The following is a 25,291-nucleotide window of genomic DNA, read 5'->3' as shown; positions in this document are numbered from 1 at the left end:
CGTGTTTCGACCTTTTTCAGTTACTGGATGACTTTTTATGGCCATCACGCTCCGCCAAATAACGCTTTCCCTGTTTGCCATGATGCCTGCGCTGGCCTGGGGCTCCGTGCTCACTGCGCTGGACGTTCGAGAAACCTCGCGTGGCGACGTGGAGCTGCTGCTGCAGTTCAGCGGTGGCGTGGCGGAGCTGAGCGGCTATCGCCTGGATGCGCCGCCGCGTCTGGCGCTGGACTTGGCCGATACGCAAAGCGGCTTGGCACAGCGTCGCATCAATGTCGGCAGTGCAGGCGTCGAACGCATCACGGCGCTGGAAGGCAATGGCCGAACGCGGTTGGTGGTCGACCTGAGCCAGCCGTTGGAATACACCTCACGGGTCGACGGCGACCGGTTGAGGATTACGCTCTCGCCTGATGCCTCGCCTCAGGGAGGCCTGGAAACGTCGCAAGGCCCCCAGGTCAGTGATATCGACTTCCGCCGCGGTACGGATGGCTCGGGGCGCCTGTTGGTGACCTTCGACCGTGACGGTGTCGTCACTCAGGTGCGTGAAGGCAGTGGGGGGCGCGTGATTGCCGAATTGCGAGACGTGGACATCCCCGATGCCTTGAACCAGATTTACGATGTCACCGATTTTGCTACGCCGATTACCCGCATCACGCCCCGTTCCGGGCAGCGTGACACGCTGCTGGAGCTGCAAACGGAAGGCCCTTACGCCATGTTGTCCTCGCAGAGTGGCCGCACGTTGACCATTGAGGTCCAGCCGGTGAGCCAGGCACCGCAGCAGCAGCGCGAGCGCGAAGGGCAGTCGTTCACGGGTGATCGCCTGAGTCTCAACTTTCAGGATATCGAAGTGCGTGCCGTGCTGGCGACGCTGGCCGAGTTTACTGGCCTGAACCTGGTGGCCAGCGACAGCGTGACGGGGCGCGTCACCTTGAACCTGAACGAAGTCCCTTGGGACCAGGCGCTGGCATTGATTCTGCAAAGCCAGGGGCTCTCCAGTCGCGAGCAGGGCAATGTCATCGTGGTGGCCCCCGCCAGCGAGCTGGCTGACCTGGAGCGGCAGGAGATCGAGGCGCGCAACCAGCAACAGACCCTTGCCCCGCTGATCACCGAGTTCGTCGAGGTCAAGTACGCGCGGGCAGAAGACCTGGCGCAGCTGCTGCGCGGTGGTGACGGGTTTGGCTTGTTGACCGACCGTGGCCGCGTCAGCGTCGATCAGCGTACCAATACACTGCTCATTCAAGACACGGCGGAACAGGTGCGCGACATCATGCGTACTCTGGACAGGCTGGATGTGGCGGTGCGTCAGGTGCAGATCGAGGCACGTATCGTGATTGCCCGAGATACCGCTTCCCGGGAGTTGGGGGTGAACTGGGGCGTCTCCAGCACCCGAGGCTTCCTGGAAAACGATGCCGGGCAGTTCGTGCCGCGCAACATCAATCCTGGCGGCCTCAACCGTGCCCAGGGTGGGCTGGCCGTTGACCTGGGCTCTACCGCCGCGGCCAGCACGGGCTTCAGCTTTGGTTATCTCTCGGGGGATATTCTGCTCGACCTGGAGCTGCGCGCCCTGGAAAGCGAAGGCAAGAGCCAGACCATTTCGCAGCCACGCGTGATTACCGCCAACCAGCGCACGGCCACCATCCGCCAAGGCGAAGAGCGTGCCTTCCAGAGCGTCGATGCCCAAGGCAACCCCGATACCGAGTTCAAGGAGGCGGAGCTGTCGCTGGAGGTCACGCCGCAAATTACCCCGGACAACCGTATCATCATGGATCTGGTGATCAAGAACGACAGTTTCCGGGAAAGCGAGTTTGGCGGCGAGCCGCCCATCGACACCAATCAGATCGAAACTCAGGTGTTGGTGGACAACGGTCAGACGGTGGTACTGGGCGGTATCCTGACCACCGAGCAGCTGAGCCAGATGGCCAAGACGCCGCTGCTGGGTGATCTGCCCTTTATCGGTCGGCTGTTCCGCTATACCGAAGAGAGCAATGAAAAGGTAGAGTTACTGGTCTTTATCACTCCCCGATTACTTGATGATGGTTTGGCGGTTCGCTGATGCAGGATTTACCCAATATTTTTTTGATCGGCCCCATGGGGGCTGGCAAGAGCACGATAGGTCGCCTGTTGGCGGCGGAGCTGTCGCGCTCCTTTCATGATAGCGACCATGCCATACAGGATCGTTGCGGTGCCGATATCCCGTGGATTTTCGACGTGGAAGGGGAGCCCGGTTTTCGTCAGCGCGAAATCCAGATGATCGATGAGCTGACACGGCTTGCTGGCGTGGTGGTGGCCACCGGAGGTGGGGCGGTGCTGCGCGAAGAGAATCGCCGTGCACTGCGTGAACGCGGTACCGTGGTATACCTGATGACCACCGTAGAGCAACAGCTCAAGCGCACGGCCAAGGACCGTAATCGTCCGCTGCTCCAGTGTGCCGATCGGGAGCAGGTGCTCAACGACATGTTCGCCACCCGTGACCCCCTCTATCGCGCCACGTCCGATATTACCGTACGTACGGATCGACGCAGTCCGCGTGCCGTGGTCAATGAAATTCTGCGCCGGGTCCACCGGCTGGTCGACCCGCTGGAAGCAACAGGCACAACGCAAACAAAGGTATCGTCATGACACAGCCCTCAGGCATAGAACGCACTCTGAACGTGGATCTGGGTGAGCGAAGCTACCCCATTCATATCGGCGTGGGGTTGTTGAATCGCCCTGAGCGGTTCGTGCCTTACCTGGCGGGTGAGCAGGTCATGGTGATCACCAACGAGACCGTTGCGCCGCACTATCTCGACGCGCTGTGCCAAAGCTTGCCCGAGCACCTTGACGTACGCACGCTGGTGCTGCCCGATGGCGAGCAGTACAAGAGCATCGAACAGGTCAGCCGTATCTGGGATGCCTTGCTGGAGGCGGGGTTCAACCGCCGCTGTACGCTCATTGCGCTGGGCGGTGGAGTGATTGGCGACATGGTGGGCTATGCGGCGGCCTCCTATCAGCGCGGCGTCGCGTTCATTCAAGTGCCCACCACCCTGCTCTCGCAGGTGGACTCCTCGGTGGGCGGGAAGACCGGGGTGAACCATCCGCTGGGCAAGAACATGATTGGCGCTTTCTGGCAGCCCAAAGCCGTCATCGTCGATATCGATACCCTGGTCACGCTGCCGCCCCGGGAGCTGTCGGCGGGCCTGGCAGAAGTCGTGAAGTATGGCTTCATTCGTGACGAAGACTTTTTGGGCTGGTTGGAAGCGCACATGGATGCCCTGCGTCAGGTGGAGCCAGGCATCGTGGCCGAGGCGATTGCCAGAAGCTGCCAGATCAAGGCCGACATCGTGGCCGAAGACGAAACCGAGCAGGGGGTTCGCGCACTGTTGAACCTGGGGCATACCTTTGGCCATGCCATCGAAGCGCATCAGGGGTATGGCAACTGGCTGCACGGTGAGGCGGTGGGGGCGGGCATGGCCATGGCGGCCACGCTGTCATGCCAGCTGGGCTGGATCACGGAGGATGCGCTGGCGCGCACTCGGTCGGTGATCGAAAGTGCCGGGCTACCGCTGGCCGCGCCGCATGATATGAGCGCCGATGATTTTCTGGTGCGCATGCGCCTGGACAAGAAAAACGTCGATGCGCGCCTGCGGCTGGTGCTGCTCAAGGCGCTGGGGGATGCCTGCGTCAGCGATGCCACGCCCCCGGAACTGCTAGCCGAGCTGCTGACCGGCTACCCTCGCGCCTAGCGAGGTAGCGCCGGATGCTGATCATGCGTCAGTCATGACAATGGCAAAGCCCGCCCAGCCACGGCGGGCTTTTTATTGGCTGTCAGTATCCAATCAGCATGGCTTATGCGCTATCGGCATGGGTTTTTTGCTTTATTTTAGACCAAAGTCTAATGCTTTGTAGGCAGCGTTTAAAAATCGTGCAATGACTGTGCAAGTGCTTGAAGTGTATGTATTTTTTTGTAGTTTGAGCATGCAACTACAGGATTTGACAAGGTTTTTTTGCAGTTGGCGAGTTCTGGGTGATTGCGCTACGCGGCTGCAAATCGCTATGCTGAGTAACCATTTTCTTGCAGCAGCGGATGCGGGAAAGCCCTTATTTCAGGCGGGTAATAAGAGCCATAAAAAAAGAAAAAACCGAAATAATACCATAAAAACGCTGCTGGTAAAATACGCTGACTAGAGGCACGCCCAATGAATAGAGGTCTTCACCAGCCTGGCGAGTTTCGCGATAACTGTGGTTTTGGCCTGATTGCCCATATGGAAGGGCAGGCCAGTCACGACTTGCTGAAAACGGCCATTGAATCACTTACCTGCATGACGCATCGCGGTGGTATCGCGGCAGACGGCAAAACCGGCGACGGTTGTGGTCTGCTGCTCAAGATGCCAGCGCAGTTCATGCGTGCGGCAGCTCAAGAGGCGCTCGGTGTGGCGCTGGGCGAGCGCTTTGCCGTGGGCGTGGTATTCCTGCCTGACGACGATGCGCGTGCCAGCAAGGCCAGGGAAACCCTGGTCGGCGAGCTGAGCGCCCGCGGCCTGGACGTGCTGGGCTGGCGAGTCGTGCCCACCGACTCCAGTGTCTGTGGGCCCATGGCACTGGACTGCCTGCCGCGTATCGAGCAGCTGTTCGTGGCGCCCGGCAGCAGCGACAACTTCGATGTCGACCTGTTCATGGCGCGCCGCTATGCCGAGCAGGCCCTGCGCAGTGATGAAGACTTCTACGTGGCGTCGCTTTCCAGTGAAGTGGTCTCCTATAAAGGCCTGGTGATGCCGGAAGACCTGCCAGCCTTTTACAAGGACCTGAACGACCCGCGCCTGGAAACCGCCATTTGTGTTTTCCACCAGCGCTTCTCGACCAACACGGCGCCGCGCTGGCCCCTGGCGCAGCCGTTCCGCCTGCTGGCACATAACGGTGAAATCAACACCATCGAAGCCAACCGCGGCTGGGCGAACTCGCGCAAGGCGAACTTCGTCAACGAGCGTCTGCCCGATATCGCCAAGCTGGATGAAATCGTCAACACCACTGGCTCCGACTCCTCCAGCATGGACAACATGCTGGAAGTACTGCTGACCGGGGGAATGGAGCTGCACCGCGCCGTGCGCATGATGGTGCCACCTGCCTGGCAGAACGTGGAGACCATGGATGCCGAGCTGCGTGCGTTCTACGAGTACAACTCCATGCACATGGAGCCCTGGGATGGCCCCGCTGGCGTGGTCATGACCGACGGCCGTCAGGCCGTGTGTATGCTCGACCGTAACGGGCTGCGCCCGGCGCGCTGGGTGATCACCAAGAATGGCTACATCACGCTGGCGTCGGAAATCGGCACCTACGGCTATCAGCCGGAAGACGTGGTGGCCAAAGGTCGAGTCGGCCCTGGTCAGATGCTGGCCGTGGATACCCACACCGGCGAAGTGCTGCACACCCAGGACATCGATGACCGCCTGAAGTCTGCCTACCCCTACAAGCGTTGGCTGAAGCAGGAAGCCAGCTACCTGGAGTCGGCGCTGACCGAGCTGGCGCGATTCCAGACCATGGATACCGACGCCCTGAACGTGCAGCAGAAGATGTTCCAGGTGACCTTCGAAGAGCGCGACCAGGTGCTGCGTCCGCTGGCAGAAAGCGGCCAGGAAGCCGTCGGGTCCATGGGCGACGATACACCCATGGCGGTCCTGTCGAGCCGTCCGCGCCTGCTGACCGACTTCTTCCGTCAGAAGTTTGCTCAGGTCACCAACCCGCCCATCGACCCGCTGCGCGAAGCGATCGTCATGTCGCTGGAAACCTGCTGCGGTGCCGAGCTGAACGTCTTCAAGGCCACGCCGGAGCACGCGCACCGTTTGATCCTGACCACGCCGGTGCTGTCGCCACGCAAGTTCACTGCGCTGGTGAGTCAGGATGACCCGGCATTTGCCAGCCATCTGCTGCCGCTGGGTTACGACCCGGAAAGCACCAGTCTCCAGCAAGCCATCGTGGCGCTGTGCCAGGAAGCCGAAGCGCAGGTCAAGGCGGGCAAGGTAATTCTGGTGCTGAGCGATGCCGAACTGCCCAAGGGCCAACTGCCCATCCAGGCAGCCCTGGCCGTGGGTGCCGTGCACTCGCACCTGGGGCGTCTGGCGCTGCGCCCGAATGCCAACATCGTGGTCGAAACCGGCTATGCCCGCGACGCCCACCAGATGGCCGTACTGTTCGGCGTGGGCGCCACGGCGGTCTACCCGTGGCTGGCCTATCAGGTGATGGCCGACATGCACCGCACTGGCGAACTCACCGGTAACCCGGCAGATGCCCGCGAGAACTACCGCAAGGGCCTGCAGAAGGGGCTGTTCAAGATTCTTTCGAAGATGGGTATCTCGACGCTGGCGTCCTACCGTGGCTCCATGCTGTTCGAAGCTGTGGGCCTGGCCGATGAAGTGATGGATACCTGTTTCGTCGGCATGGCGTCGCGCATTCAGGGCACCGGCTTTGCCGAGCTGCAGCTGCAGCAGGAGCTGCTGGCCAAGGATGCCTGGATTCCGCGCAAGGGCATTTCCCAGGGCGGTATGCTCAAGTACGTGCACGGCCACGAGTACCACGCCTATAACCCGGATGTGGTCAAGGCGCTGCAAGCGGCGGTGCAAGAGGGCAGCTACACCAAGTGGAAGAAGTTCGCGCAGCTGGTGAACGAGCGCCCGGTAGCCACCATTCGTGACCTGCTGAAACTCAAGCCTGCGGCTACGCCGATTCCGCTGGAAGAGGTCGAGCCCATCGAAGCGCTGATTCCACGCTTCGACAGCGCAGGCATGTCGCTGGGCGCACTCTCCCCCGAGGCCCATGAGGCGCTGGCCCAGGCCATGAACGAGGCCGGTGGGCGCTCCAACTCCGGGGAAGGCGGTGAAGACCCAGCCCGCTACGGCACCATCCGCAGCTCCAAGATCAAGCAGATCGCCTCTGGCCGTTTCGGCGTGACGCCGGCCTACCTGGTCAATGCAGACGTATTGCAGATCAAGGTTGCCCAAGGGGCCAAGCCCGGCGAAGGCGGCCAGCTGCCAGGCGGCAAGGTCAATCAACTGATTGCCCGCCTGCGCTACTCGGTGCCCGGCGTGACGCTCATTTCGCCGCCGCCCCACCATGACATCTACTCCATCGAAGACCTGGCGCAGCTGATCTTCGACCTGAAGCAGGTCAACCCTGATGCCCAGGTGTCGGTGAAGCTGGTCTCCGAGCCCGGCATCGGTACCATTGCCACCGGCGTTGCCAAGGCCTACGCGGACCTGATCACCGTCTCGGGCTACGATGGCGGCACGGCGGCGAGCCCGCTCACTTCCATCAAGCACGCCGGTTCCCCCTGGGAGCTGGGCCTGCCGGAAGTGCATCAGGCACTGCGGATCAATGGCCTGCGCGACAAGATTCGTCTACAGACCGACGGCGGCCTGAAAACCGGACTGGACGTCGTCAAGGCGGCCATTCTCGGGGCCGAAAGCTTCGGCTTTGGCACGGCGCCCATGGTGGCGCTGGGCTGCAAGTTCCTGCGCATTTGCCATCTCAACAACTGTGCCACCGGTGTCGCTACTCAGGACGACTTCCTGCGCGGCGAGCATTTCCGCGGCACCGTGGACATGGTGAAGAACTACTTCCGCTTCATTGCCGAGGAAGTACGCGAGCTGATGGCCATGCTGGGCGTGAGCAAACTCACCGACCTGATTGGCCGTACCGACCTGCTGGAAGTGCTGGAAGGCAACACCGCGTCACAGCGCAAGCTGGATCTGACGCCGCTGCTGGCCAACGATTTCGTGCCCGCCGACGCGCCGCAGTTCTGCGTGGTCAGCCGCAACGTGCCCCACGACCCCGGTGCCAAGAACCAGGAAGTGCTGGCGGCGCTGAAAGAGGCCATCGACACCCAGTCCGGCGGCACCTTCGATTTCACCATCACCAACTGCGACCGCAGCGTGGGCGCGCTCACCTCGGGGGCGATTGCCAAGCGCTACGGCGAGGATGGCCTGGAAGCGGCGCCGGTCACCGCGCGCTTCAAAGGGGTGGCGGGCCAGAGCTTTGGTGTCTGGAACGCGCGTGGTTTGAATCTCTACCTGGAAGGCGACGCCAACGACTACGTGGGCAAGGGGATGAACGGTGGCAGCATCGTGATCGTGCCGCCCAAGGTCAGCCAGTTCGAAAGCCACAAGACTGCCATCATCGGCAACACCTGCCTCTATGGTGCCACCGGCGGCACGCTGTTTGCGGCGGGTACGGCAGGCGAGCGCTTTGGCGTGCGTAACTCTGGCGCCACGGCGGTGATCGAAGGCGCCGGGGACCACTGCTGCGAATACATGACCGGCGGCCTGGTCTGTGTGCTGGGTGAGACGGGCGTCAACTTTGGGGCAGGCATGACCGGTGGTTTTGCCTACGTACTGGATGAAGATCGTACCTTCGTGGACAAGTACAACCACGAGCTGGTCGAAATCCACCGGGTGAATACCGAAGCGATGGAAGCCTATCGTCGTCACCTGCGCGAAATGATCGAAGCCTACGTGGCGGCGACCGGCTCTGCGCGTGGTGCGGCGATTCTGGAAGACTTCAGCGACTACGCACGCCACTTCTGGCTGGTGAAGCCCAAGGCCGCCAGCCTGGGTAGTCTGCTGGATCAATCCCGGCGTCAGCCGCAATAACCGTCCGCGCCTACGCTTCGAGGAGAGAGATCATGGCCAACCGTTTGAATAACGATTTTCAGTTCGTCGACGTGGGTCGTAAAGACCCCGAGAAAAAACCGGCACATACCCGTGCCAAAGAGTTCGCGGAAATCTACGAGCCCTTCAAGCCCACCGATGCGGCCAGTCAGGCGCATCGCTGCTTGCACTGTGGCAACCCGTACTGCGAATGGAAGTGCCCGGTACATAACTACATTCCCAACTGGCTGCAGCTGGTGGTGGAAGGCAACATCATCGAAGCCGCAGAGCTGTCCCACAAGACCAACTCGCTGCCCGAAGTGTGTGGCCGCGTGTGCCCGCAGGATCGCCTGTGCGAGGGCGACTGCACCCTGAACGATGGCTTTGGTGCCGTCACCATCGGCTCCGTAGAGAAGTACATTACCGATACCGCCTTTGCCATGGGCTGGCGCCCGGACATGTCCAAGGTGGTCTGGACCGACAAGAAGGTCGCCATTGTAGGGGCGGGGCCTGCGGGCCTCGGCTGTGCCGACATTCTGGCGCGTAATGGCGTCAAGCCCGTGGTGTTCGACAAGTACCCGGAAATTGGCGGCCTGCTGACCTTCGGTATCCCGGAGTTCAAGCTGGAAAAGAACGTCATGGAGCGCCGCCGCGCGGTCTTCGAGGAGATGGGCGTCGAGTTCCGCCTGAATACCGAAATCGGCACTGACATCGAGTTCGAGACGCTGCTGCAGGAGTACGATGCGGTGTTCCTGGGCATGGGCACCTACAAGTACATGCAGGGTGGCTTCCCCGGCGAAGACCTGCCCGGTGTCTACAAGGCGCTGGACTTCCTGATTGCCAACGTCAACCGCCGCCTGGGCTTCGAAAAAGACCCCAGCGACTTCATCTCCATGGAAGGCAAGCGGGTCGTGGTGCTGGGTGGTGGCGATACCGCCATGGACTGTAACCGCACCTCGATTCGTCAGCGTGCTGCCAGCGTGACCTGTGCCTATCGCCGCGACGAAGAGAACATGCCGGGTTCGCGCCGTGAAGTGGCCAACGCCCGGGAAGAGGGCGTCGAGTTTCTGTTCAACCGTCAGCCGGTGGCGGTGGTCGGGGACGACAAGGTCGAGGGCGTGAAGGTCGTGCGGACGCGCTTGGGCGAGCCGGATGAAAACGGTCGCCGTCGCCCGGAAGTGGTGCCCGGCTCCGAAGAGATCATTGCCGCCGATGCGGTGGTGGTGGCCTTTGGTTTCCAGGCAAGCCCGGCCCCATGGTTCAAAAGCGCCAATATCGAGGTCAACGACTGGGATCTGGTCAAGGCACCAGAGCATGGCCAGTATGCGTTCCAGACCAGCAACGAGAAAATCTTTGCTGGTGGCGATATGGTGCGCGGTTCGGACCTCGTGGTGACGGCCATTTATGAAGGCCGCCAGGCCGCCGAAGGCATTCTGGACTACCTGAACGTTTAAGCGTGTAACGAGGTGGCTGATAAGGGGTGCCTGAGGCACCCCTTTGCCCGATAAATCGGCCTCCCACTGCTTATGGGTAGCCAGTGGTTAGTGTGGGAGGCAGCTTTAGCTCGCGACCCGGCACGGTGGCCATTTCAGTTCAAATTGAGCCGAAGGGTGTAATCTGCTATTCTGTCGTCCCATCCTGGTGTGGCTTTCTGTTACGCCTTTTGATCACGTTTCGACAGGTTTTCCATGACACGATATATCTTCGTGACCGGCGGCGTTGTGTCCTCTCTTGGCAAGGGCATCGCGTCGGCCTCGCTGGCGGCGATTCTCGAGGCTCGCGGCCTTAAGGTCACCATGCTCAAGCTCGACCCGTACATCAACGTGGATCCGGGCACCATGAGTCCTTTCCAGCACGGCGAGGTGTTCGTCACCGAGGATGGCGCCGAGACGGATCTGGACCTGGGACACTACGAACGCTTCATCCGTACCAAGATGACCCAGCGCAACAACTTCACCACCGGCCGAGTGTACGAGCACGTACTGCGCAAGGAGCGTCGTGGTGACTACCTGGGCGGCACGGTACAGGTCATTCCCCATATCACCGATGAGATCAAGCAGCGTGTCTACGCCGGCGGCGAAGGCTTCGACGTGGCGCTGGTGGAGATCGGTGGCACGGTCGGCGATATCGAATCGCTGCCCTTCCTGGAATCCATTCGTCAGATTCGCAGCGAGTTGGGCGCCAGCCGCGCCATCTACATGCACCTGACCCTGGTGCCCTATATCAAGACCGCTGGCGAAACCAAGACCAAGCCGACCCAGCACAGCGTCAAGGAGCTGCGCTCCATCGGTATCCAGCCGGACATTCTGATTTGCCGCAGCGAAGTCGAGCTGGAAGAGAGCGAGCGTCGCAAGATCGCGCTGTTCACCAACGTGGAAGAGCGTGCGGTCGTGCCGCTGCAAGACGCCGACACCATCTACCGCATTCCGCTGATGCTCCACGAGCACGGTCTGGACGATATCGTCTGCGACAAGCTGCGCCTGGAAGCGGCACCGGCCGATCTTTCCGAGTGGATCAAGGTACTCGATGCCAAGCTCAACCCGCTGAAATCCATCAGCATCGCCATGGTCGGTAAGTACATGGAGCTGCTGGATGCTTACAAGTCATTGAACGAAGCGCTGATCCACGCCGGTATCCAGGGGCGTATCAAGGTCAACGTGGACTACATCGACTCCGAAGATATCGAGCGTCACGGTACCGAGCGCCTGGCTGGCAAAGACGCCATTCTGGTGCCGGGTGGCTTTGGTGAGCGTGGCGTCGAAGGCAAGATTTTGACCGCCCAGTTCGCCCGTGAAAACAACATCCCCTACTTGGGTATCTGCCTGGGCATGCAGGTGGCGGTGATCGAGTTCGCGCGTAACGTGGCAGGTTGGAAAGACGCCAACTCCACCGAGTTCACCCACGACACCAAGCACCCGGTAGTGGGGCTGATTACCGAGTGGATCAACGCCGAAGGCAAGATCGAGCTGCGCGATGCGGCCTCTGATCTGGGCGGCACCATGCGTCTGGGTGGCCAGGTGTGTCACTTGACGTCAGGCAGCAAGGCGCGCGAGGCGTACGGCGCTGACGAGATCGTCGAGCGCCATCGCCATCGCTTCGAAGTCAACAACCAGTTCATCGACGAGCTGGAGCGTGCAGGCCTGGTGATTTCAGGCAAGAGCGTGGACCAGTCGCTGGTGGAGATGGTCGAGCTTGCCGACCACCCCTGGTACGTGGCGTGTCAGTTCCATCCGGAATTCACCTCCACGCCGCGTGATGGTCATCCGCTGTTCTCCGGGTTCGTCAACGCCGCGCTCGAGTACAAGACGGCACGTACCCGTGCCCACGCCACACCTCAGGAATAAAGGGGGAAGCATGTCTTCTCAATCCCAATTCCCAGAGCATCACATCCACGTTGCCGGCTTAACCGCCGGCAATTCTTTGCCACTCATGCTGCTGGGCGGCATGAACGTGCTGGAGTCGGCGGAACTGGCCGATGAAGTCGCGCAGGCTTACGTGGCCGTGACGCAAAAGCTGGGCATGCCGTATGTTTTCAAGGCCAGTTTCGACAAGGCCAACCGCAGCTCGATTCACTCATATCGTGGCCCTGGGATGGAGAAAGGGCTGCAGATACTGGCCGATATCAAGGCGCGCTATAACGTGCCCATCATTACCGATGTGCACGAGCCCTGGCAGGCTGCGCCTGCGGCCGAGGTAGCCGATATCATCCAGCTTCCGGCTTTCCTGGCGCGCCAGACCGATCTGGTGGTGGCCATGGCCAAGACGGGCGCTGCCATCAACATCAAGAAGCCTCAGTTTCTGGCACCCCATGAAATGCGCCATATCCTCAGCAAGTTTCAGGAAGCGGGCAATGACCGCCTGATGCTCTGCGAGCGCGGCACCAGCTTTGGCTACAACAACCTGGTGGTGGACATGCTGGGCTTTGGCGATATGAAGCACACCGGCTATCCGGTGTTTTTCGACGTGACCCACGCCCTGCAGCGCCCCGGTGGCCGTGCCGACAGCGCCGACGGCCGCCGTGCCCAGGTGGCCGAGCTGGCCCGTGCGGGCGTGGCGGTAGGCCTGGCGGGGCTGTTTCTGGAAGCCCACCCGGACCCGGACAACGCCAAATGCGACGGCCCGTGTGCGCTGCCGCTGGACCAGTTGGAGCCCTTCCTGACGCAGCTGGCGCAGTTGGATACCTTGGTGAAAGGCTTCGACCCTTTGACCATCCGTTAATCGCTGCGATAAACCGTGGTATACATTGGACCTAACCTCCATCAGACCGACAACCAAAGGACACTGTCATGACCAAAATTGTTGAAATCAGTGCGCTGGAAGTGCTCGATTCGCGCGGCAACCCGACCGTTCAGGCAACCGTGCGTCTGGAAAGCGGTGCCGTAGGCAGCGCCTGCGCGCCCAGCGGTGCCTCTACCGGCTCCCGCGAAGCACTCGAGCTGCGTGATGGCGACAAGGCGCGTTACCTCGGCAAAGGCGTGTTGAAAGCCGTGGACGCCGTGAATGGCAAGATCCGTGATGCGTTGTTGGGGATGGATGCACGGGACCAGCGCGGTCTGGATGACGCCATGCTGGCGCTGGACGGCACCGACAACAAGGCCACCTTGGGCGCCAACGCCATTCTGGCCGTGTCGCTGGCCGCTGCCAAAGCCGCTGCCAACGCCAAGGGCGTACCGCTGTATGCGCACATTGCCGAGCTATACGGTCAACCAGGCCAGTACAGCATGCCGGTACCGATGATGAACATCCTCAACGGCGGTGAGCACGCCGACAATAACGTGGATATTCAGGAGTTCATGGTGCAGCCGGTCGGCGCTGCCAACTTCCGTGAAGGCCTGCGCATGGGCGCGGAAATTTTCCACGCGCTGAAGAAAGTGCTGTCTGCCAAGGGGCTGTCTACCTCGGTAGGGGATGAGGGTGGCTTCGCGCCCAACCTGACATCCAACGCCGAGGCACTGGCCGTCATCAAGCAGGCGGTGGCCGATGCCGGTTATACCCTGGGCAGCGATGTCACCCTGGCGCTGGACTGCGCTGCCTCCGAATTCTACAAGGACGGTCAGTACGACCTGGCCGGAGAAGGCAAGCGTTACGACTCCGAAGGGTTTGCCGACTACCTGGCGGGCCTGTGTGCGGACTACCCCATCGTCTCTATCGAAGACGGCATGGACGAATCCGACTGGGCGGGCTGGAAAGCCCTGACCGACAAGCTGGGCGACAAGGTGCAGCTAGTGGGCGATGACCTGTTCGTGACCAACACCAAGATCCTCAAGCGTGGCATCGACGAGCAGATCGGTAACTCGATCCTGATCAAGTTCAACCAGATTGGCTCGCTCTCCGAAACCCTCGATGCGATCAAGATGGCCCAGGACGCTGGCTTCACGGCGGTCATCTCTCACCGCAGTGGTGAGACCGAAGACACCACCATTGCCGACCTGGCCGTGGGCACTTGTGCAGGACAGATCAAGACCGGCTCGCTGTGTCGTTCTGACCGTGTGGCCAAATACAACCGTCTGCTGGTCATCGAAGCAGAGCTGGGGGAAGTGACTTACCCCGGTTTGAAGGCCATCAAGGGCCAATAAGCGAAAAACCAGAGGCGGCGTGTAAGAGATCTCTCAAAAATTTGTAAGAGATCTCTTACAAATGCCGACGACATTCGCTCGAAACCTTGTAAGAAAAAGCGAAATTTTTCACTAATCCAACTTTAAGTGATTGTCTTTGTTGGGTTTTATGAAAGAAAGGCGAGCCCCTTGGGCTCGCCTTTTGCGTATTGGGTCCGCTTGAGAAGTTGCGCTGTTCTGCCACAATGCATTCAGGACAAGGGGAGGCAAGGATGCTTCAGGCAGGATGCAACGGGATGTATGCAGGTGCGCCGGGTGACACAGTGATGTGAGCCCTGGCAAGGAAGTCACCTGAGGAGGTTGACCCAGGGAGTGGTCAGAGGAAGTGCTTGGAGCGGGCGGCCTACGGGCCGCCTTTTTTTTTGCGTGCGCATTAGTCAGGCCAAAAAAAACCAGCGCGAACGCTGGTTCTCAGGAAATGCCGTGTCGCTGCGATCAGCGCTCCAGCTTTTCGAGCTTGCCGGGCTTGCCGTCCCACTCTTCGGCATCGGGCAGCGGGTCTTTCTTCTCGGCAATATTGGGCCACACGTCGGCCAGCTCGGCGTTGATCTCGATGAACTGCTCTTGCCCATCCGGTATCTCGTCTTCCGAGAAAATGGCCTCGGCGGGGCACTCCGGCTCGCAGAGGGCGCAATCGATGCACTCATCCGGGTGGATGACCAGGAAGTTGGGGCCTTCATAGAAACAGTCGACCGGGCAAACTTCCACGCAGTCGGTGTACTTGCATTGGATGCAGTTCTCGGTAACGACAAACGTCATCTCACTATCCCTCTTGCGGGACCGGAGCGTTCTCCGGTCGTGTTTAATCGCGAATGGTTATAGATTAGCCGTTTTTTATAAGCTAAATGTGGCGCCATTTTAGTAGTGCTGCCCCATGGCGGCAAGCGCCAGGCATCAATCTCACCCGTGTTTACAGCATAGAGCGCCACTGGTAGAGCAGATCCAGCGCCTCGCGTGGTGATAAATCGTCGATGTCAGTGCTGGTCAGTGCGTCCACCACCGGATGTGGCGCGCTGGCAAACAGGTCGTTCTGCTGAGGCGCCTGGGAGCCTGACAAGGGCCGCTGCTGAGTGTCCACGTCGCGCTGTTCCAGCGTCATCAGCTTCTCCCGTGCGCGACGAATCACCGGCCCTGGCACCCCGGCCAGTTGAGCGACCTGTAGCCCGTAGCTCTGGCTGGCGGGGCCGGCTTCGATGCGGTGCATGAAGACGATGCCATCCCCGTGCTCGGTAGCCGTCAGGTGAATGTTGGCCACCCCCTCGGCCTGCTCGGGCAGCGCGGTCATTTCGAAGTAGTGCGTCGCGAACAGCGTCAGTGCACGGGCCCGGGCCAAATGTTCGGCGCTGGCCCAGGCCAGCGACAAGCCGTCGAAGGTGCTGGTGCCGCGCCCGATTTCGTCCATCAGCACCAGGCTGTGCTCGGTGGCATTGTGCAGGATATTGGCGGTTTCGGTCATTTCCACCATGAAGGTGGAGCGCCCGCCTGCCAAATCATCGGAGGAGCCGATACGGGTGAAAATACGATCGACGGGGCCAACCTCGGCGGCATCGGCAGGCACGAAACTGCCGCTGTGCGCCAACAGGGCAATGAGTGCCGTCTGGCGCATGTAGGTCGATTTACCCCCCATGTTGGGGCCGGTAATGATCAGCATGTGCTGTTCAGGCGTCAGCATGACGTCGTTGGGCACGAACGGTTTGTCGCTGACCTGCTCCACGACCGGGTGGCGGCCCGCGGTAATGGTAATGCCCGTGGTCTCTACCAACTGTGGGCGCACCCAGTTGAGCGCCTCGGCGCGTTCGGCAAAGGCGCACAGCACGTCCAGCTCGGCCAAGGCCCGCGAGGTGGCTTGCAGGGCATGCAGCTGCTCATTCAGGGTGGCCAACAGCTGGTCGTAGAGCCATTTCTCTCGGGTCAGTGCGCGTGACTTGGCGGACAGTGCCTTGTCTTCGAACTCTTTCAGCTCGGGAATGATGAAGCGTTCGGCGTTTTTCAGCGTCTGGCGACGAATGTAGTCTGCGGGCGCCTGCTGGGCCTGGGAGCGGGGCAGCTCGATGAAGTAGCCATGGACGCGGTTGTAACCCACTTTGAGGTTGGCCAGGCCGGTGCGCTCGCGTTCGCGCAGTTCGAGCTGGACCAGGTAATCGCCCGCGTTCTCGGCCATGCCCCGGTGTTCATCCAGCTCGGCATCGAAGCCATCGGCAATCACGCCGCCGTCACGAATCACCACCGGTGGGTTGTCGACCAGGGCTCGGCTGAGCGTATCGGCCAGCGTCGGGTAGGGGCGGATGTTCGGTGTCAGGCCGTCCAGAGCGCTGCCGGTATCGATATCGGCCAGCAGCGCTTCCAGGGTAGGCAGCGTGGCGAGGGCGTCACGCAGTCTTGCCAGGTCACGTGGGCGAGCGCTGTACAGGGCAACCCGGGCGAGAATCCGCTCCACGTCGCCTACCTCGCTCAGCGTCTCGCGCAGGCTCATGTAAGCGGCATCGATGGAGAGCAGGGCAACGCCCGCCTGGCGTCCTTCGACGATGTCTCGTTGGCGCAGGGGGCGGTTCAACCAGCGTTTGAGCAACCGTGAACCCATGGCGGTGGCGCAGGTATCCAGTACGCTGGCCAGGGTGTTGTCGCCGTTGCCGCCGAGGTTGATGTCGATTTCTAGATTGCGGCGACTGGCCGCGTCGATCACCACCGCGTCGTCGCGATTCTCCACGCTGATGGACGTGACATGGGGCAGCCGCGAGCGCTGGGTGTCTCGGGCATAGTCGATCAAGACGCCTGCGGCCACCAAAGCGGTAGAGAGATGCGCGCAGCCAAACCCGCGCAAGTCGCTCACTTCGAACTGGTCGCACAGGCTGCGCGTGGCGCTTTCCAGGTCGAATAGCCATTCACCCTGGCGGCGCAGGCTGCGCTTTTGCGACCAGGCGTCGGGCAGCGAAAGGCTTTCAGGCACCAGCAGTTCGGCAGGTGACAGGCGGGTCAGCTCGGCCAGCATTTCGGCCTCGCTCTCTACCTCCAGCACGTTGAAGCGCCCGCTGGAAAGCTCCAGCCAGGCAAGCCCCCAGCCTTCCTTGCCCGGGGCCACGGCCACCAGCACGTTGTCGCGGCGGGCATCCAGCAGCGCCTCGTCGTGCAGCGTCCCAGGGGTCACGATGCGCACCACCTGGCGCTCGACAGGGCCTTTGCTGGTGGCGGGGTCGCCAATTTGCTCGCAAATGGCCACCGATTCGCCACCCGCTACCAGCCTGGCAAGGTAGCCCTCGGCGCTGTGATAAGGCACGCCTGCCATGGGGATCGGCTTGCCGCCCGACTGACCGCGCTGGGTCAAGGTGATATCCAGCAGCGCTGCTGCCCGTTTGGCGTCGTCAAAAAACAGTTCGTAGAAGTCCCCCATGCGGTAGAACAGCAATACCTCGGGGTGCTCGCGTTTGATTTTCAAATACTGCGCCATCATCGGCGTATGGGCGGGGCTGGCCTGTGACATGAGCGTCCTGATTGAGCGTGGCGCAGACCTGAACGGCATGCGGCATGTTCGTTGGGCAATTTCGTTGAGAAAGCTAAACGCAGTATTCTACGCTACCCTAAGGTCTTACATGAAGGAGTCACCATGGCCCCCAGTGTTTCCAGTCTCAAGAATCTCGATTTATCACTGTTGGCTCAACGACTTGGGCGGCTTTGCCAGCAGCTGCACGTCGAAGTGACCACCGCCGAGTCGTGCACGGGAGGTGGCATTGCCAGCGCCATTACCTCCACGGCCGGTAGCTCGGCTTACTTCACCGCAGGCTATGTGACCTACTCCAACGCTGCCAAGACTCGCCTGCTGGGGGTCGAGCCTGCGCTGCTGGAAGCCCATGGCGCGGTCAGTGAATCGGTCGTGCGGGCCATGGTAGCGGGCGCCTGTCGTGACAGCGGTGCCGACCTGGCCGTAGCGGTCAGCGGGGTTGCCGGGCCGGAAGGCGGTAGCGAGGAGAAACCGGTGGGCACCGTGTGGCTGGCCTGGGGCGATGCCGAGAGCCAGCAGGCAGAGCGTTTTCATTTTCCAGGTGACCGCCAGGCGGTGCGCGAGCAGGCGGTCCGTGAAGCTCTGGCAGGGTTGGTCGCTCGGCTTTCTGCCCTGGCCGCCAAGAAATAATCGTTAAAGTTGCCGCCGAGGATTTGTTTCATCGCTGATCTTTGGCATACTACTGGCTAATTATACAGCTTGTTATGAGGAATCTCTGCATGGCTCAGGAAGACAACCGCACAAAAGCGCTGAACGCGGCACTCAGCCAGATCGATCGTCAGTTCGGCAAGGGCACCGTCATGCGTCTGGGCGATGCGCCTCGCGTCGTCATGCCGTCTGTCTCCACCGGTTCGCTGGGGCTGGACATTGCGCTCGGCATCGGCGGGCTGCCGTTTGGTCGTGTCGTCGAAATCTTTGGCCCAGAGTCATCCGGTAAAACCACGCTGACCCTGTCAGTCATTGCCCAGGCGCAAAAGCAGGGCAAAGTGTGTGCCTTCGTGGACGCCGAGCACGCGCTGGACCCCAGCTACGCCGAAAAACTCGGCGTCAACCTGGACGACCTGCTGGTCTCCCAGCCCGATACGGGTGAGCAGGCGCTGGAAATCACCGACATGCTGGTCCGCTCGGGCGGCGTGGACGTGATCATCATCGACTCCGTGGCGGCGCTGACGCCCCGTGCCGAGATCGAAGGCGAAATGGGTGATTCCCACGTGGGCCTGCAGGCGCGTTTGATGTCCCAGGCGCTGCGTAAAATCACCGGTAACATCAAGAACGCCAACTGTCTGGTGATTTTCATCAACCAGATCCGCATGAAGATCGGCGTGATGTTCGGCAGCCCCGAAACGACCACCGGGGGTAATGCCCTGAAGTTCTACGCCAGCGTGCGCCTGGATATCCGCCGTACGGGCTCCGTGAAGTCTGGCGACGAAGTCACGGGTAACGAAACCCGCGTCAAGGTCGTGAAGAACAAGGTCGCACCGCCGTTCCGCCAGGCAGAGTTCCAGATTCTCTACGGCAAGGGCATTTATCACGCAGGCGAAGTCATCGACCTGGGCGTGCAGTGCAGCCTGGTAGACAAGGCGGGCGCCTGGTACAGCTACAAGGGCAGCAAGATCGGCCAGGGCAAGGCCAATGCGGCCCAGTACCTGGAAGAGCATCCCGAGATCATGGAAGAGATCGAATCTCAAATCCGTGAGCAACTGCTGGCCAAGGTAGAGCCGAAGAAAGAAGAAGCCCCTGCAGCAGATGTGGCAGCCGAGGGTGATGACGATCTGCTTTGAACCAGGCTGTTGGCGTTGCCGGGCAGGAGACGTGAATGTTTTCTGCTAAAGCCGATGCTTCGCCCAGGGAGTGGGCGATTCAGTGGCTGGCTCGGCGCGAGTACTCCCGCGCCGAGCTGGCCCGCAAGCTCGAGCAAAAGGCCTTCGAGGCTGACGAGATCAGCGCCTGCCTCGATGCGCTGGCCGAGCAGGCGCTGCAGTCGGACGAGCGTTTTGCCGAAAGCTTCATCCGCTCACGCATCGCTCGCGGACAGGGAGTGATTCGCATCAAGGGAGAGCTGCGCCAGCGCGGTGTCGATGCGCAAACCTTTGCCGCTGCGCTGGTGGCGGTGGAAGCGCGCGAAGCCGTGGACTGGTTCGAGCTGGCCCGCCAAACGTTGGAGCGCCGCTTCAGCTCGCCGGGCGAGACGCCCAAGGAGCGCGCCAAGCGAGAACGTTTTCTGGCCGGGCGTGGCTTCGATTTCGAGCAAATTCGCTATGCAATCTCCTGTTTGTCGCCCTCTTCTTAACCCGTTCAGGGGGTTCATCTGCCTGCTCAGGGCTGTCTAGTACCCCGCTCAGGGTTGTTTATAAGCCCGCTCAGGGCTGTCTATAACCCCGCTCAGGGCTGTCTATAACCCCGCTCAGGGCTGTCTATAACCCCGCTCAGGGCTGTTTATAAGCCCGCTCAAGGCTGTTCACCACGCGGTTCCTTACCTCTAAATTATCGTGCCACCCGCCCTCTATTTATTGTGTCATTAGGGGCTCTGCCACTATCTGCGGCTTTAGTCGTTTGACAACTGCGTTATAATGGGCGTTTTGCGACCCCAGCGGGTAGCGGCGACAGCGCCCTGGGGCATCACGCTTTCTTGTCACGGATACCCTATGAAAAGCGCAGAACTCAGACAGGCCTTTCTCGATTATTTCGAACAGCAGGGGCACACCGTTGTGCCCACCGGCTCCCTGGTGCCGGGCAACGACGCGACGCTGCTCTTCACCAATGCGGGCATGGTGCCCTTCAAGGATGTGTTCCTAGGCCGAGATCCGCGACCCTACGTTCGTGCGGCATCTGCGCAGCGCTGCGTGCGTGCTGGCGGCAAGCACAACGATCTGGATAACGTCGGCTACACCGCGCGCCACCACACTTTCTTTGAAATGCTGGGCAATTTCAGCTTTGGCGACTATTTCAAGCGTGATGCCATTCGCTTTGCCTGGACGTTCCTGACCGAGCGTCTGGGGCTGCCTGCCGAAAAATTGTGGGTCACGGTGTTCACCGAAGATGACGAGGCCTACGCCATCTGGGCCGATGAGATTGGTGTGCCACGCGAACGCATTGCGCGCATTGGTGCCAAGGACAACTTCTGGCAGATGGGCGACACCGGCCCCTGTGGCCCATGCTCCGAGATCTTCTTCGATCACGGCCCGGAAGTCTGGGGTGGCCCGCCCGGAACGCCTGAGGAAGACGGTGACCGTTTCATCGAAATCTGGAACCTGGTCTTCATGCAGTACGACCGTTCAGCCGATGGCACGCTGCACCCGCTGCCCAAGCCGTCGATCGATACCGGCATGGGGCTGGAGCGCGTGGCGGCCGTGATGCAGGGCGTGCACTCCAACTACGAGATCGACCTGTTCCAGAACCTGCTGCAAGCCGCGGCCAAGGCGACCGGGCATCTGGACACGACGACGCCATCACTGCGTGTGATTGCCGACCATATTCGCTCGTGCGCCTTCCTGATTGCCGACGGCGTGCTGCCTTCCAACGAAGGGCGCGGCTACGTACTGCGTCGTATCATCCGTCGCGCCATTCGCCATGGCCACAAGCTGGGCGCGGCCGAGCCGTTCTTCCACAAGCTGGTGAGCGCGCTGGATGCCGAAATGGGCGATGCCTACCCCGAGCTGCGTGAGGCCAGCGAGCAGATTGCTCGCGTGCTGCTGAAAGAGGAAGAGCAGTTCGCCCGTACGCTGGATCATGGCATGGGGCTGCTGAATGCTGCGCTGGAAGAGTTGCAAGGCGACGTGCTGCCCGGTGAGACCGTGTTCAAGCTGTACGATACCTACGGTTTCCCCTTCGATTTGACCGCCGACGTGTGCCGCGAGCGGGAAGTCACCCTGGATGAAGAAGGCTTCCAGCGTGAACTGGAAGCGCAGCGTGAACGCGCGCGTGCCGCCAGCCAGTTCGGGGCCGACTACACCGCCTCCATCGAACTGGAAGGCGAGACGCAGTTTACCGGCTACGAGCAGTTGGAAGATCGGGCCACCGTGACGGCGCTCGTGGACAGCGAAGGCAATGCTCTGGCGGCCCTGGAAGCGGGCCAGAAGGGCACCGTGGTGCTTGACCGCACGCCATTCTACGGCGAGTCCGGCGGCCAGGTGGGCGACACGGGCTACCTGCACGTCGATGGTGGCCGCTTCCAGGTCACCGATACTCAGAAGCAGCGCGGCCATCACCTGCATCAGGGGGTGATGGTGGAAGGCTCGCTGAGCGTGGGTGCCCACGTACGCGGTGAAGTGGACGCCAGCTTGCGCAGCGCGACCATTCGCAACCACTCGGCGACCCACCTGCTGCACAAAGCGCTGCGTATGGTGCTTGGCGATCACGTTCAGCAGAAAGGCTCGCTGGTCAACGCCGAGCGCCTGCGCTTCGACTTCAGCCATTTCGAGCCGATGACCGCTGATCAGCTCGCTGAAGTGGAGCGTATCGTCAACGCTCAGATCCTGGCCAATGCCCCGACGAAGATCGAGCAGATGAGCCTGGCCGATGCCAAGGCCAAAGGCGCGGCGGCACTGTTCGAGGCGAAATACGCCGACAACGTGCGCGTATTGACCATTGGTGCCGACGATTTCTCCATCGAGCTGTGTGGCGGTACTCACGTAAGCCGCAGTGGCGACATCGGCTGCTGCCATGTGGTCAGCGAAGTAGGTATTGCCTCCGGCGTACGCCGCATCGAGGCGATCACCGGAGAAAACGCGCTGGCGTACTTCCGCGAGCAGGAGGCCCGAGTACAGCGCCTGGGTGAGCGTTTGAAAACCAAGCCCGAGCAGGTAGAAGCGCGCGTGGAATCGCTGGTCGATCGCAACCGCAGCCTGGAGAAAGAGCTGGAGCAACTGAAGGCCAAGCTGGCCAGCGCGGCAGGTAGCGACATGCTCAGCCAGGTTCAGGAAGTGGCTGGCGTGAAGCTGCTGGTCACTCAGCTCGAAGGCGTCTCTGGCAAGGACTTGCGCGGCGTGCTGGATCAGCTCAAGAACAAGCTGGGCTCGGGCGTCATCATGTTGGGCGTGGCCGATGCCGATGCTGGCAAGGTCAGCCTGATTGCGGGCGTCACGGACGATCTGACTGGCCGTGTGAAGGCTGGCGAGCTGGTCAACCATGTGGCCTCCCAGGTCGGCGGTAAAGGGGGCGGTCGTGCCGATATGGCTCAAGCGGGCGGTAGCCAGCCCGATGCGCTGCCAGGAGCGTTGAATAGCGTTCCGGCCTGGTTGGAAAACACGCTTAGCTAAAAAGGAAGGCCGGTGGCATTATTTGCTGCCGGCCTTTTTGTTCGTCAGGAAAATTGGCAATAACAACATTCACCCTCCATTCCCGAACGTAAAGGAAAAACGGCATATGGCACTATACGTACAGAAGTTCGGCGGCACTTCGGTGGGCTCTGTCGACCGTATCAAAGCCGTGGCGGAAAAGGTCAAAGGCTTTCGTGACCAGGGGCACCAGGTCGTCGTCGTCGTCTCTGCGATGAGTGGCGAAACCAACCGCCTGACCGATATGGCGCATGCCCTGAACGAAGACCCCGCCCCGCGTGAAATGGATATGCTGCTCTCGACAGGCGAGCAGGTCACCATCTCTCTGCTGGCCATGGCGCTGCAGCATATTGGCGTCTCGGCAACGTCCCATACCGGCGCACAGGTAGGCATTCATACCGATAGCGCGTATACCAAAGCGCGTATCCAGCGTATCGAAACCGATGATCTGAAAGCCGATCTGGATGCTGGCAAGGTCGTGGTGGTCGCTGGTTTCCAGGGGGTGGACGAAAACGGCAACATCACCACGCTGGGACGTGGCGGCTCGGACACCACTGGCGTGGCGCTGGCAGCGGCCCTGGGAGCCGATGAGTGCCAGATCTATACCGACGTGGACGGTGTCTACACCACGGACCCACGCGTCTGCTCCAAGGCTCAGCGCCTGGAGAGCATCACGGTAGAGGAAATGCTGGAACTGGCCAGTCTGGGCTCCAAAGTGCTGCAGATTCGCGCGGTGGAATTCGCTGGCAAGTACAACGTACCGCTACGGGTACTGTCGAGCTTTGAAGATGGCCCTGGCACCCTGATTGTTGCAGACTCTGACCAAGACGAGGACTCTATGGAAGAACCGCTAATCTCCGGTATCGCGTTTACCAAGAACGAAGCCAAGCTGACCCTGCTGCACACGCCCGATGTGCCCGGCGTTGCCTCTCGAATCCTGGGCCCCATTGCCGACGCCAACATCGAAGTGGACATGATCGTCCAAAATGTAGCACCGGCCGGTGACTACACCGATTTCACTTTCACGGTAGCAAAAGGTGACTACAAGGCCACCAAGAAGCTGCTGGAAGAGACCGTCATTCCCGATCTCGGCGGCGGCGAACTGCGCGGTGACGACAACATTGCCAAGGTGTCGCTGGTGGGCGTAGGTATGCGCTCGCATGCTGGCGTGGCATCGAAAATGTTCCGCGTGCTGGCCGAAGAGAACGTGAATATTCGCATGGTATCGACGTCTGAGATCAAGATTTCCGTGGTGATCGACGAAAAACACATGGAACTTGCGGTCAATGCCTTGCACAAGGCATTCGGCTTGGACAAGGCCGATATCGAATCTGAATAACAATTGTCCCTCAAACCTTCTACGCTGAAGGTACTCGCTACCGAGTGGTGGTGGGCTTCCATTCAACGGGAGGTTAAGGTGTCATAGGGTTAAAGCCATTGGTGGCAGGGGTCACCATGCCGCATAATGGCGTGGTGACGCCACCGGCGGACACATCCCGTTGTATAAAAACGTCTGAGAAGGAGATCAGCCATGCTCATCCTAACCCGCCGCGTTGGCGAAACGCTGATGATCGGTGATGAAATCACCGTCACAGTGTTAGGTGTGAAAGGTAATCAAGTGCGCATTGGTGTGAACGCACCAAAAGATGTCGCGGTACACCGTGAAGAGATCTATCAGCGCATTCAGCGTGAACGTAATAGCGAAAGCGAAGCAGAATAAATGGCCGCCAGTGTCGCGCTCACAAAGGGCGCTTTAGCGGTAACTATCAGGTCGGCGCGAAAAAAAATCGGCACAGGGGTGGACACCAGCCCTCATAATCGGTAACATTCGCGCCGTGCTGTTGAGGAGAGGTGGCCGAGTGGCTGAAGGCGCTCCCCTGCTAAGGGAGTATAGGGTTTATAGCCCTATCGAGGGTTCGAATCCCTCCCTCTCCGCCAGCCGCACCATGTAGCATTGTTTGATACGTAGCATCGTTCGATACGCGCCCGTAGCTCAGCTGGATAGAGTACCTGACTACGAATCAGGTGGTCGGAGGTTCGAATCCTCCCGGGCGCGCCAAGTTGCAAACGTAAGGTTTTGATGTTACAGTAGTTTCATTGCTTTTCGATAAAAGCATGACTGTCAAGCGCCCGTAGCTCAGCTGGATAGAGTACCTGACTACGAATCAGGTGGTCGGAGGTTCGAATCCTCCCGGGCGCGCCAGATTCCAAAACCCGCTCTCTTATCAGAGGGCGGGTTTTCTGTTTCTAGCCTGATCGACGTGGCTCGCGCGTTGATCTTGCGATCGT

Annotated in this window: 16 protein-coding genes and 3 tRNA genes; 17 read left to right on the top strand and 2 right to left on the bottom strand. The window is 60.8% G+C overall.

Annotation, left to right across the window (positions count from 1 at the left end):
- The first annotated feature begins 37 nt into the window (after window positions 1-37).
- The 8 genes from pilQ to eno all read left to right on the top strand — a co-directional run bounded on the left by pilQ (window position 38) and on the right by eno (window position 14,191).
- The gene (pilQ, locus tag FEU76_RS08760; protein WP_144982211.1) at window positions 38-2,053 is read left to right on the top strand and encodes a type IV pilus secretin family protein; all 2,016 of its coding nucleotides are present in this window, start codon (window positions 38-40) and stop codon (window positions 2,051-2,053) included.
- A complete protein-coding gene (aroK, locus tag FEU76_RS08755; RefSeq protein WP_096922335.1) occupies window positions 2,053-2,619 on the top strand; it encodes a shikimate kinase AroK in 567 nt (188 codons plus the stop codon). The genes pilQ and aroK overlap by 1 nt, the downstream gene beginning before the upstream one ends.
- On the top strand, window positions 2,616-3,722 hold the full coding sequence (aroB, locus tag FEU76_RS08750) for a 3-dehydroquinate synthase (protein ID WP_144982208.1): 1,107 nt from the start codon (window positions 2,616-2,618) through the stop codon (window positions 3,720-3,722). The genes aroK and aroB overlap by 4 nt, the downstream gene beginning before the upstream one ends.
- A 453-nt stretch (window positions 3,723-4,175) precedes the next feature.
- On the top strand, window positions 4,176-8,618 hold the full coding sequence (gene gltB, locus FEU76_RS08745; RefSeq protein ID WP_039180091.1) for a glutamate synthase large subunit: 4,443 nt from the start codon (window positions 4,176-4,178) through the stop codon (window positions 8,616-8,618).
- A 32-nt stretch (window positions 8,619-8,650) separates the two neighbouring features.
- The gene (locus FEU76_RS08740; protein ID WP_016914848.1) at window positions 8,651-10,069 is read left to right on the top strand and encodes an FAD-dependent oxidoreductase; all 1,419 of its coding nucleotides are present in this window, start codon (window positions 8,651-8,653) and stop codon (window positions 10,067-10,069) included.
- A 234-nt stretch (window positions 10,070-10,303) separates the two neighbouring features.
- Window positions 10,304-11,959 carry a CTP synthase gene (locus FEU76_RS08735; RefSeq protein ID WP_039180087.1) on the top strand — a complete coding sequence of 552 codons (1,656 nt, stop codon included), beginning with the start codon at window positions 10,304-10,306 and terminating at the stop codon, window positions 11,957-11,959.
- 10 nt (window positions 11,960-11,969) lie between these two features.
- Window positions 11,970-12,833, top strand: coding sequence for a 3-deoxy-8-phosphooctulonate synthase (gene kdsA / locus FEU76_RS08730; protein WP_096922340.1), 864 nt, complete (start codon window positions 11,970-11,972; stop codon window positions 12,831-12,833).
- Window positions 12,834-12,901: 68 nt separating this feature from the next.
- Complete coding sequence (gene eno / locus FEU76_RS08725; RefSeq protein ID WP_144982204.1) at window positions 12,902-14,191, top strand: phosphopyruvate hydratase; 1,290 nt, start codon at window positions 12,902-12,904, stop codon at window positions 14,189-14,191.
- A gap of 474 nt (window positions 14,192-14,665) precedes the next feature.
- On the opposite strand, the gene fdxA is transcribed toward eno, so the two are convergent.
- Together fdxA and mutS are read right to left on the bottom strand one after the other, a co-directional pair.
- Window positions 14,666-14,989, bottom strand: coding sequence for a ferredoxin FdxA (fdxA, locus tag FEU76_RS08720; RefSeq protein ID WP_039180081.1), 324 nt, complete (start codon window positions 14,987-14,989; stop codon window positions 14,666-14,668).
- A gap of 151 nt (window positions 14,990-15,140) precedes the next feature.
- Window positions 15,141-17,708, bottom strand: coding sequence for a DNA mismatch repair protein MutS (mutS, locus tag FEU76_RS08715; protein WP_144982201.1), 2,568 nt, complete (start codon window positions 17,706-17,708; stop codon window positions 15,141-15,143).
- 123 nt (window positions 17,709-17,831) lie between these two features.
- Between mutS and FEU76_RS08710 the strand changes: the two genes are divergently transcribed.
- The 9 genes from FEU76_RS08710 to FEU76_RS08670 all read left to right on the top strand — a co-directional run bounded on the left by FEU76_RS08710 (window position 17,832) and on the right by FEU76_RS08670 (window position 25,205).
- Window positions 17,832-18,356, top strand: coding sequence for a CinA family protein (locus FEU76_RS08710; protein ID WP_144982198.1), 525 nt, complete (start codon window positions 17,832-17,834; stop codon window positions 18,354-18,356).
- 89 nt (window positions 18,357-18,445) lie between these two features.
- Window positions 18,446-19,507 (top strand): recombinase RecA, encoded by a 1,062-nt coding sequence (gene recA / locus FEU76_RS08705; protein ID WP_039180074.1) that lies wholly within the window; start codon window positions 18,446-18,448, stop codon window positions 19,505-19,507.
- A 35-nt stretch (window positions 19,508-19,542) separates the two neighbouring features.
- The gene (locus tag FEU76_RS08700; protein ID WP_144982195.1) at window positions 19,543-20,016 is read left to right on the top strand and encodes a regulatory protein RecX; all 474 of its coding nucleotides are present in this window, start codon (window positions 19,543-19,545) and stop codon (window positions 20,014-20,016) included.
- A 355-nt stretch (window positions 20,017-20,371) separates the two neighbouring features.
- Window positions 20,372-22,984, top strand: coding sequence for an alanine--tRNA ligase (gene alaS / locus FEU76_RS08695; protein ID WP_144982192.1), 2,613 nt, complete (start codon window positions 20,372-20,374; stop codon window positions 22,982-22,984).
- 106 nt (window positions 22,985-23,090) lie between these two features.
- The gene (locus tag FEU76_RS08690) at window positions 23,091-24,341 is read left to right on the top strand and encodes an aspartate kinase (protein WP_039180069.1); all 1,251 of its coding nucleotides are present in this window, start codon (window positions 23,091-23,093) and stop codon (window positions 24,339-24,341) included.
- Between the two features lie 192 nt (window positions 24,342-24,533).
- A complete protein-coding gene (csrA, locus tag FEU76_RS08685; RefSeq protein ID WP_039180068.1) occupies window positions 24,534-24,722 on the top strand; it encodes a carbon storage regulator CsrA in 189 nt (62 codons plus the stop codon).
- A gap of 125 nt (window positions 24,723-24,847) precedes the next feature.
- Window positions 24,848-24,940 (top strand) — tRNA-Ser (locus FEU76_RS08680).
- Window positions 24,941-24,984: 44 nt separating this feature from the next.
- Window positions 24,985-25,061 (top strand) — tRNA-Arg (locus FEU76_RS08675).
- 67 nt (window positions 25,062-25,128) lie between these two features.
- Window positions 25,129-25,205, top strand: a tRNA-Arg gene (locus FEU76_RS08670).
- Window positions 25,206-25,291 lie beyond the last annotated feature (86 nt).

Origin of the sequence: Halomonas sp. C22, from assembly GCF_007655045.1 — a bacterium.
Lineage (GTDB): Bacteria > Pseudomonadota > Gammaproteobacteria > Pseudomonadales > Halomonadaceae > Vreelandella > Vreelandella hamiltonii.
Note: the sequence above shows the minus strand (reverse complement) of the source record. Positions and strands in the feature narration are given on the sequence as shown.

Coding starts and splice junctions, on each gene's coding strand:
- pilQ (WP_144982211.1), top strand. CDS start 38: ATGGCCATCACGCTCCGCCAAATAACGCTTTCCCTGTTTGCCATGATG.
- aroK (WP_096922335.1), top strand. CDS start 2,053: ATGCAGGATTTACCCAATATTTTTTTGATCGGCCCCATGGGGGCTGGC.
- aroB (WP_144982208.1), top strand. CDS start 2,616: ATGACACAGCCCTCAGGCATAGAACGCACTCTGAACGTGGATCTGGGT.
- gltB (WP_039180091.1), top strand. CDS start 4,176: ATGAATAGAGGTCTTCACCAGCCTGGCGAGTTTCGCGATAACTGTGGT.
- FEU76_RS08740 (WP_016914848.1), top strand. CDS start 8,651: ATGGCCAACCGTTTGAATAACGATTTTCAGTTCGTCGACGTGGGTCGT.
- FEU76_RS08735 (WP_039180087.1), top strand. CDS start 10,304: ATGACACGATATATCTTCGTGACCGGCGGCGTTGTGTCCTCTCTTGGC.
- kdsA (WP_096922340.1), top strand. CDS start 11,970: ATGTCTTCTCAATCCCAATTCCCAGAGCATCACATCCACGTTGCCGGC.
- eno (WP_144982204.1), top strand. CDS start 12,902: ATGACCAAAATTGTTGAAATCAGTGCGCTGGAAGTGCTCGATTCGCGC.
- fdxA (WP_039180081.1), bottom strand. CDS start 14,989: ATGACGTTTGTCGTTACCGAGAACTGCATCCAATGCAAGTACACCGAC.
- mutS (WP_144982201.1), bottom strand. CDS start 17,708: ATGTCACAGGCCAGCCCCGCCCATACGCCGATGATGGCGCAGTATTTG.
- FEU76_RS08710 (WP_144982198.1), top strand. CDS start 17,832: ATGGCCCCCAGTGTTTCCAGTCTCAAGAATCTCGATTTATCACTGTTG.
- recA (WP_039180074.1), top strand. CDS start 18,446: ATGGCTCAGGAAGACAACCGCACAAAAGCGCTGAACGCGGCACTCAGC.
- FEU76_RS08700 (WP_144982195.1), top strand. CDS start 19,543: ATGTTTTCTGCTAAAGCCGATGCTTCGCCCAGGGAGTGGGCGATTCAG.
- alaS (WP_144982192.1), top strand. CDS start 20,372: ATGAAAAGCGCAGAACTCAGACAGGCCTTTCTCGATTATTTCGAACAG.
- FEU76_RS08690 (WP_039180069.1), top strand. CDS start 23,091: ATGGCACTATACGTACAGAAGTTCGGCGGCACTTCGGTGGGCTCTGTC.
- csrA (WP_039180068.1), top strand. CDS start 24,534: ATGCTCATCCTAACCCGCCGCGTTGGCGAAACGCTGATGATCGGTGAT.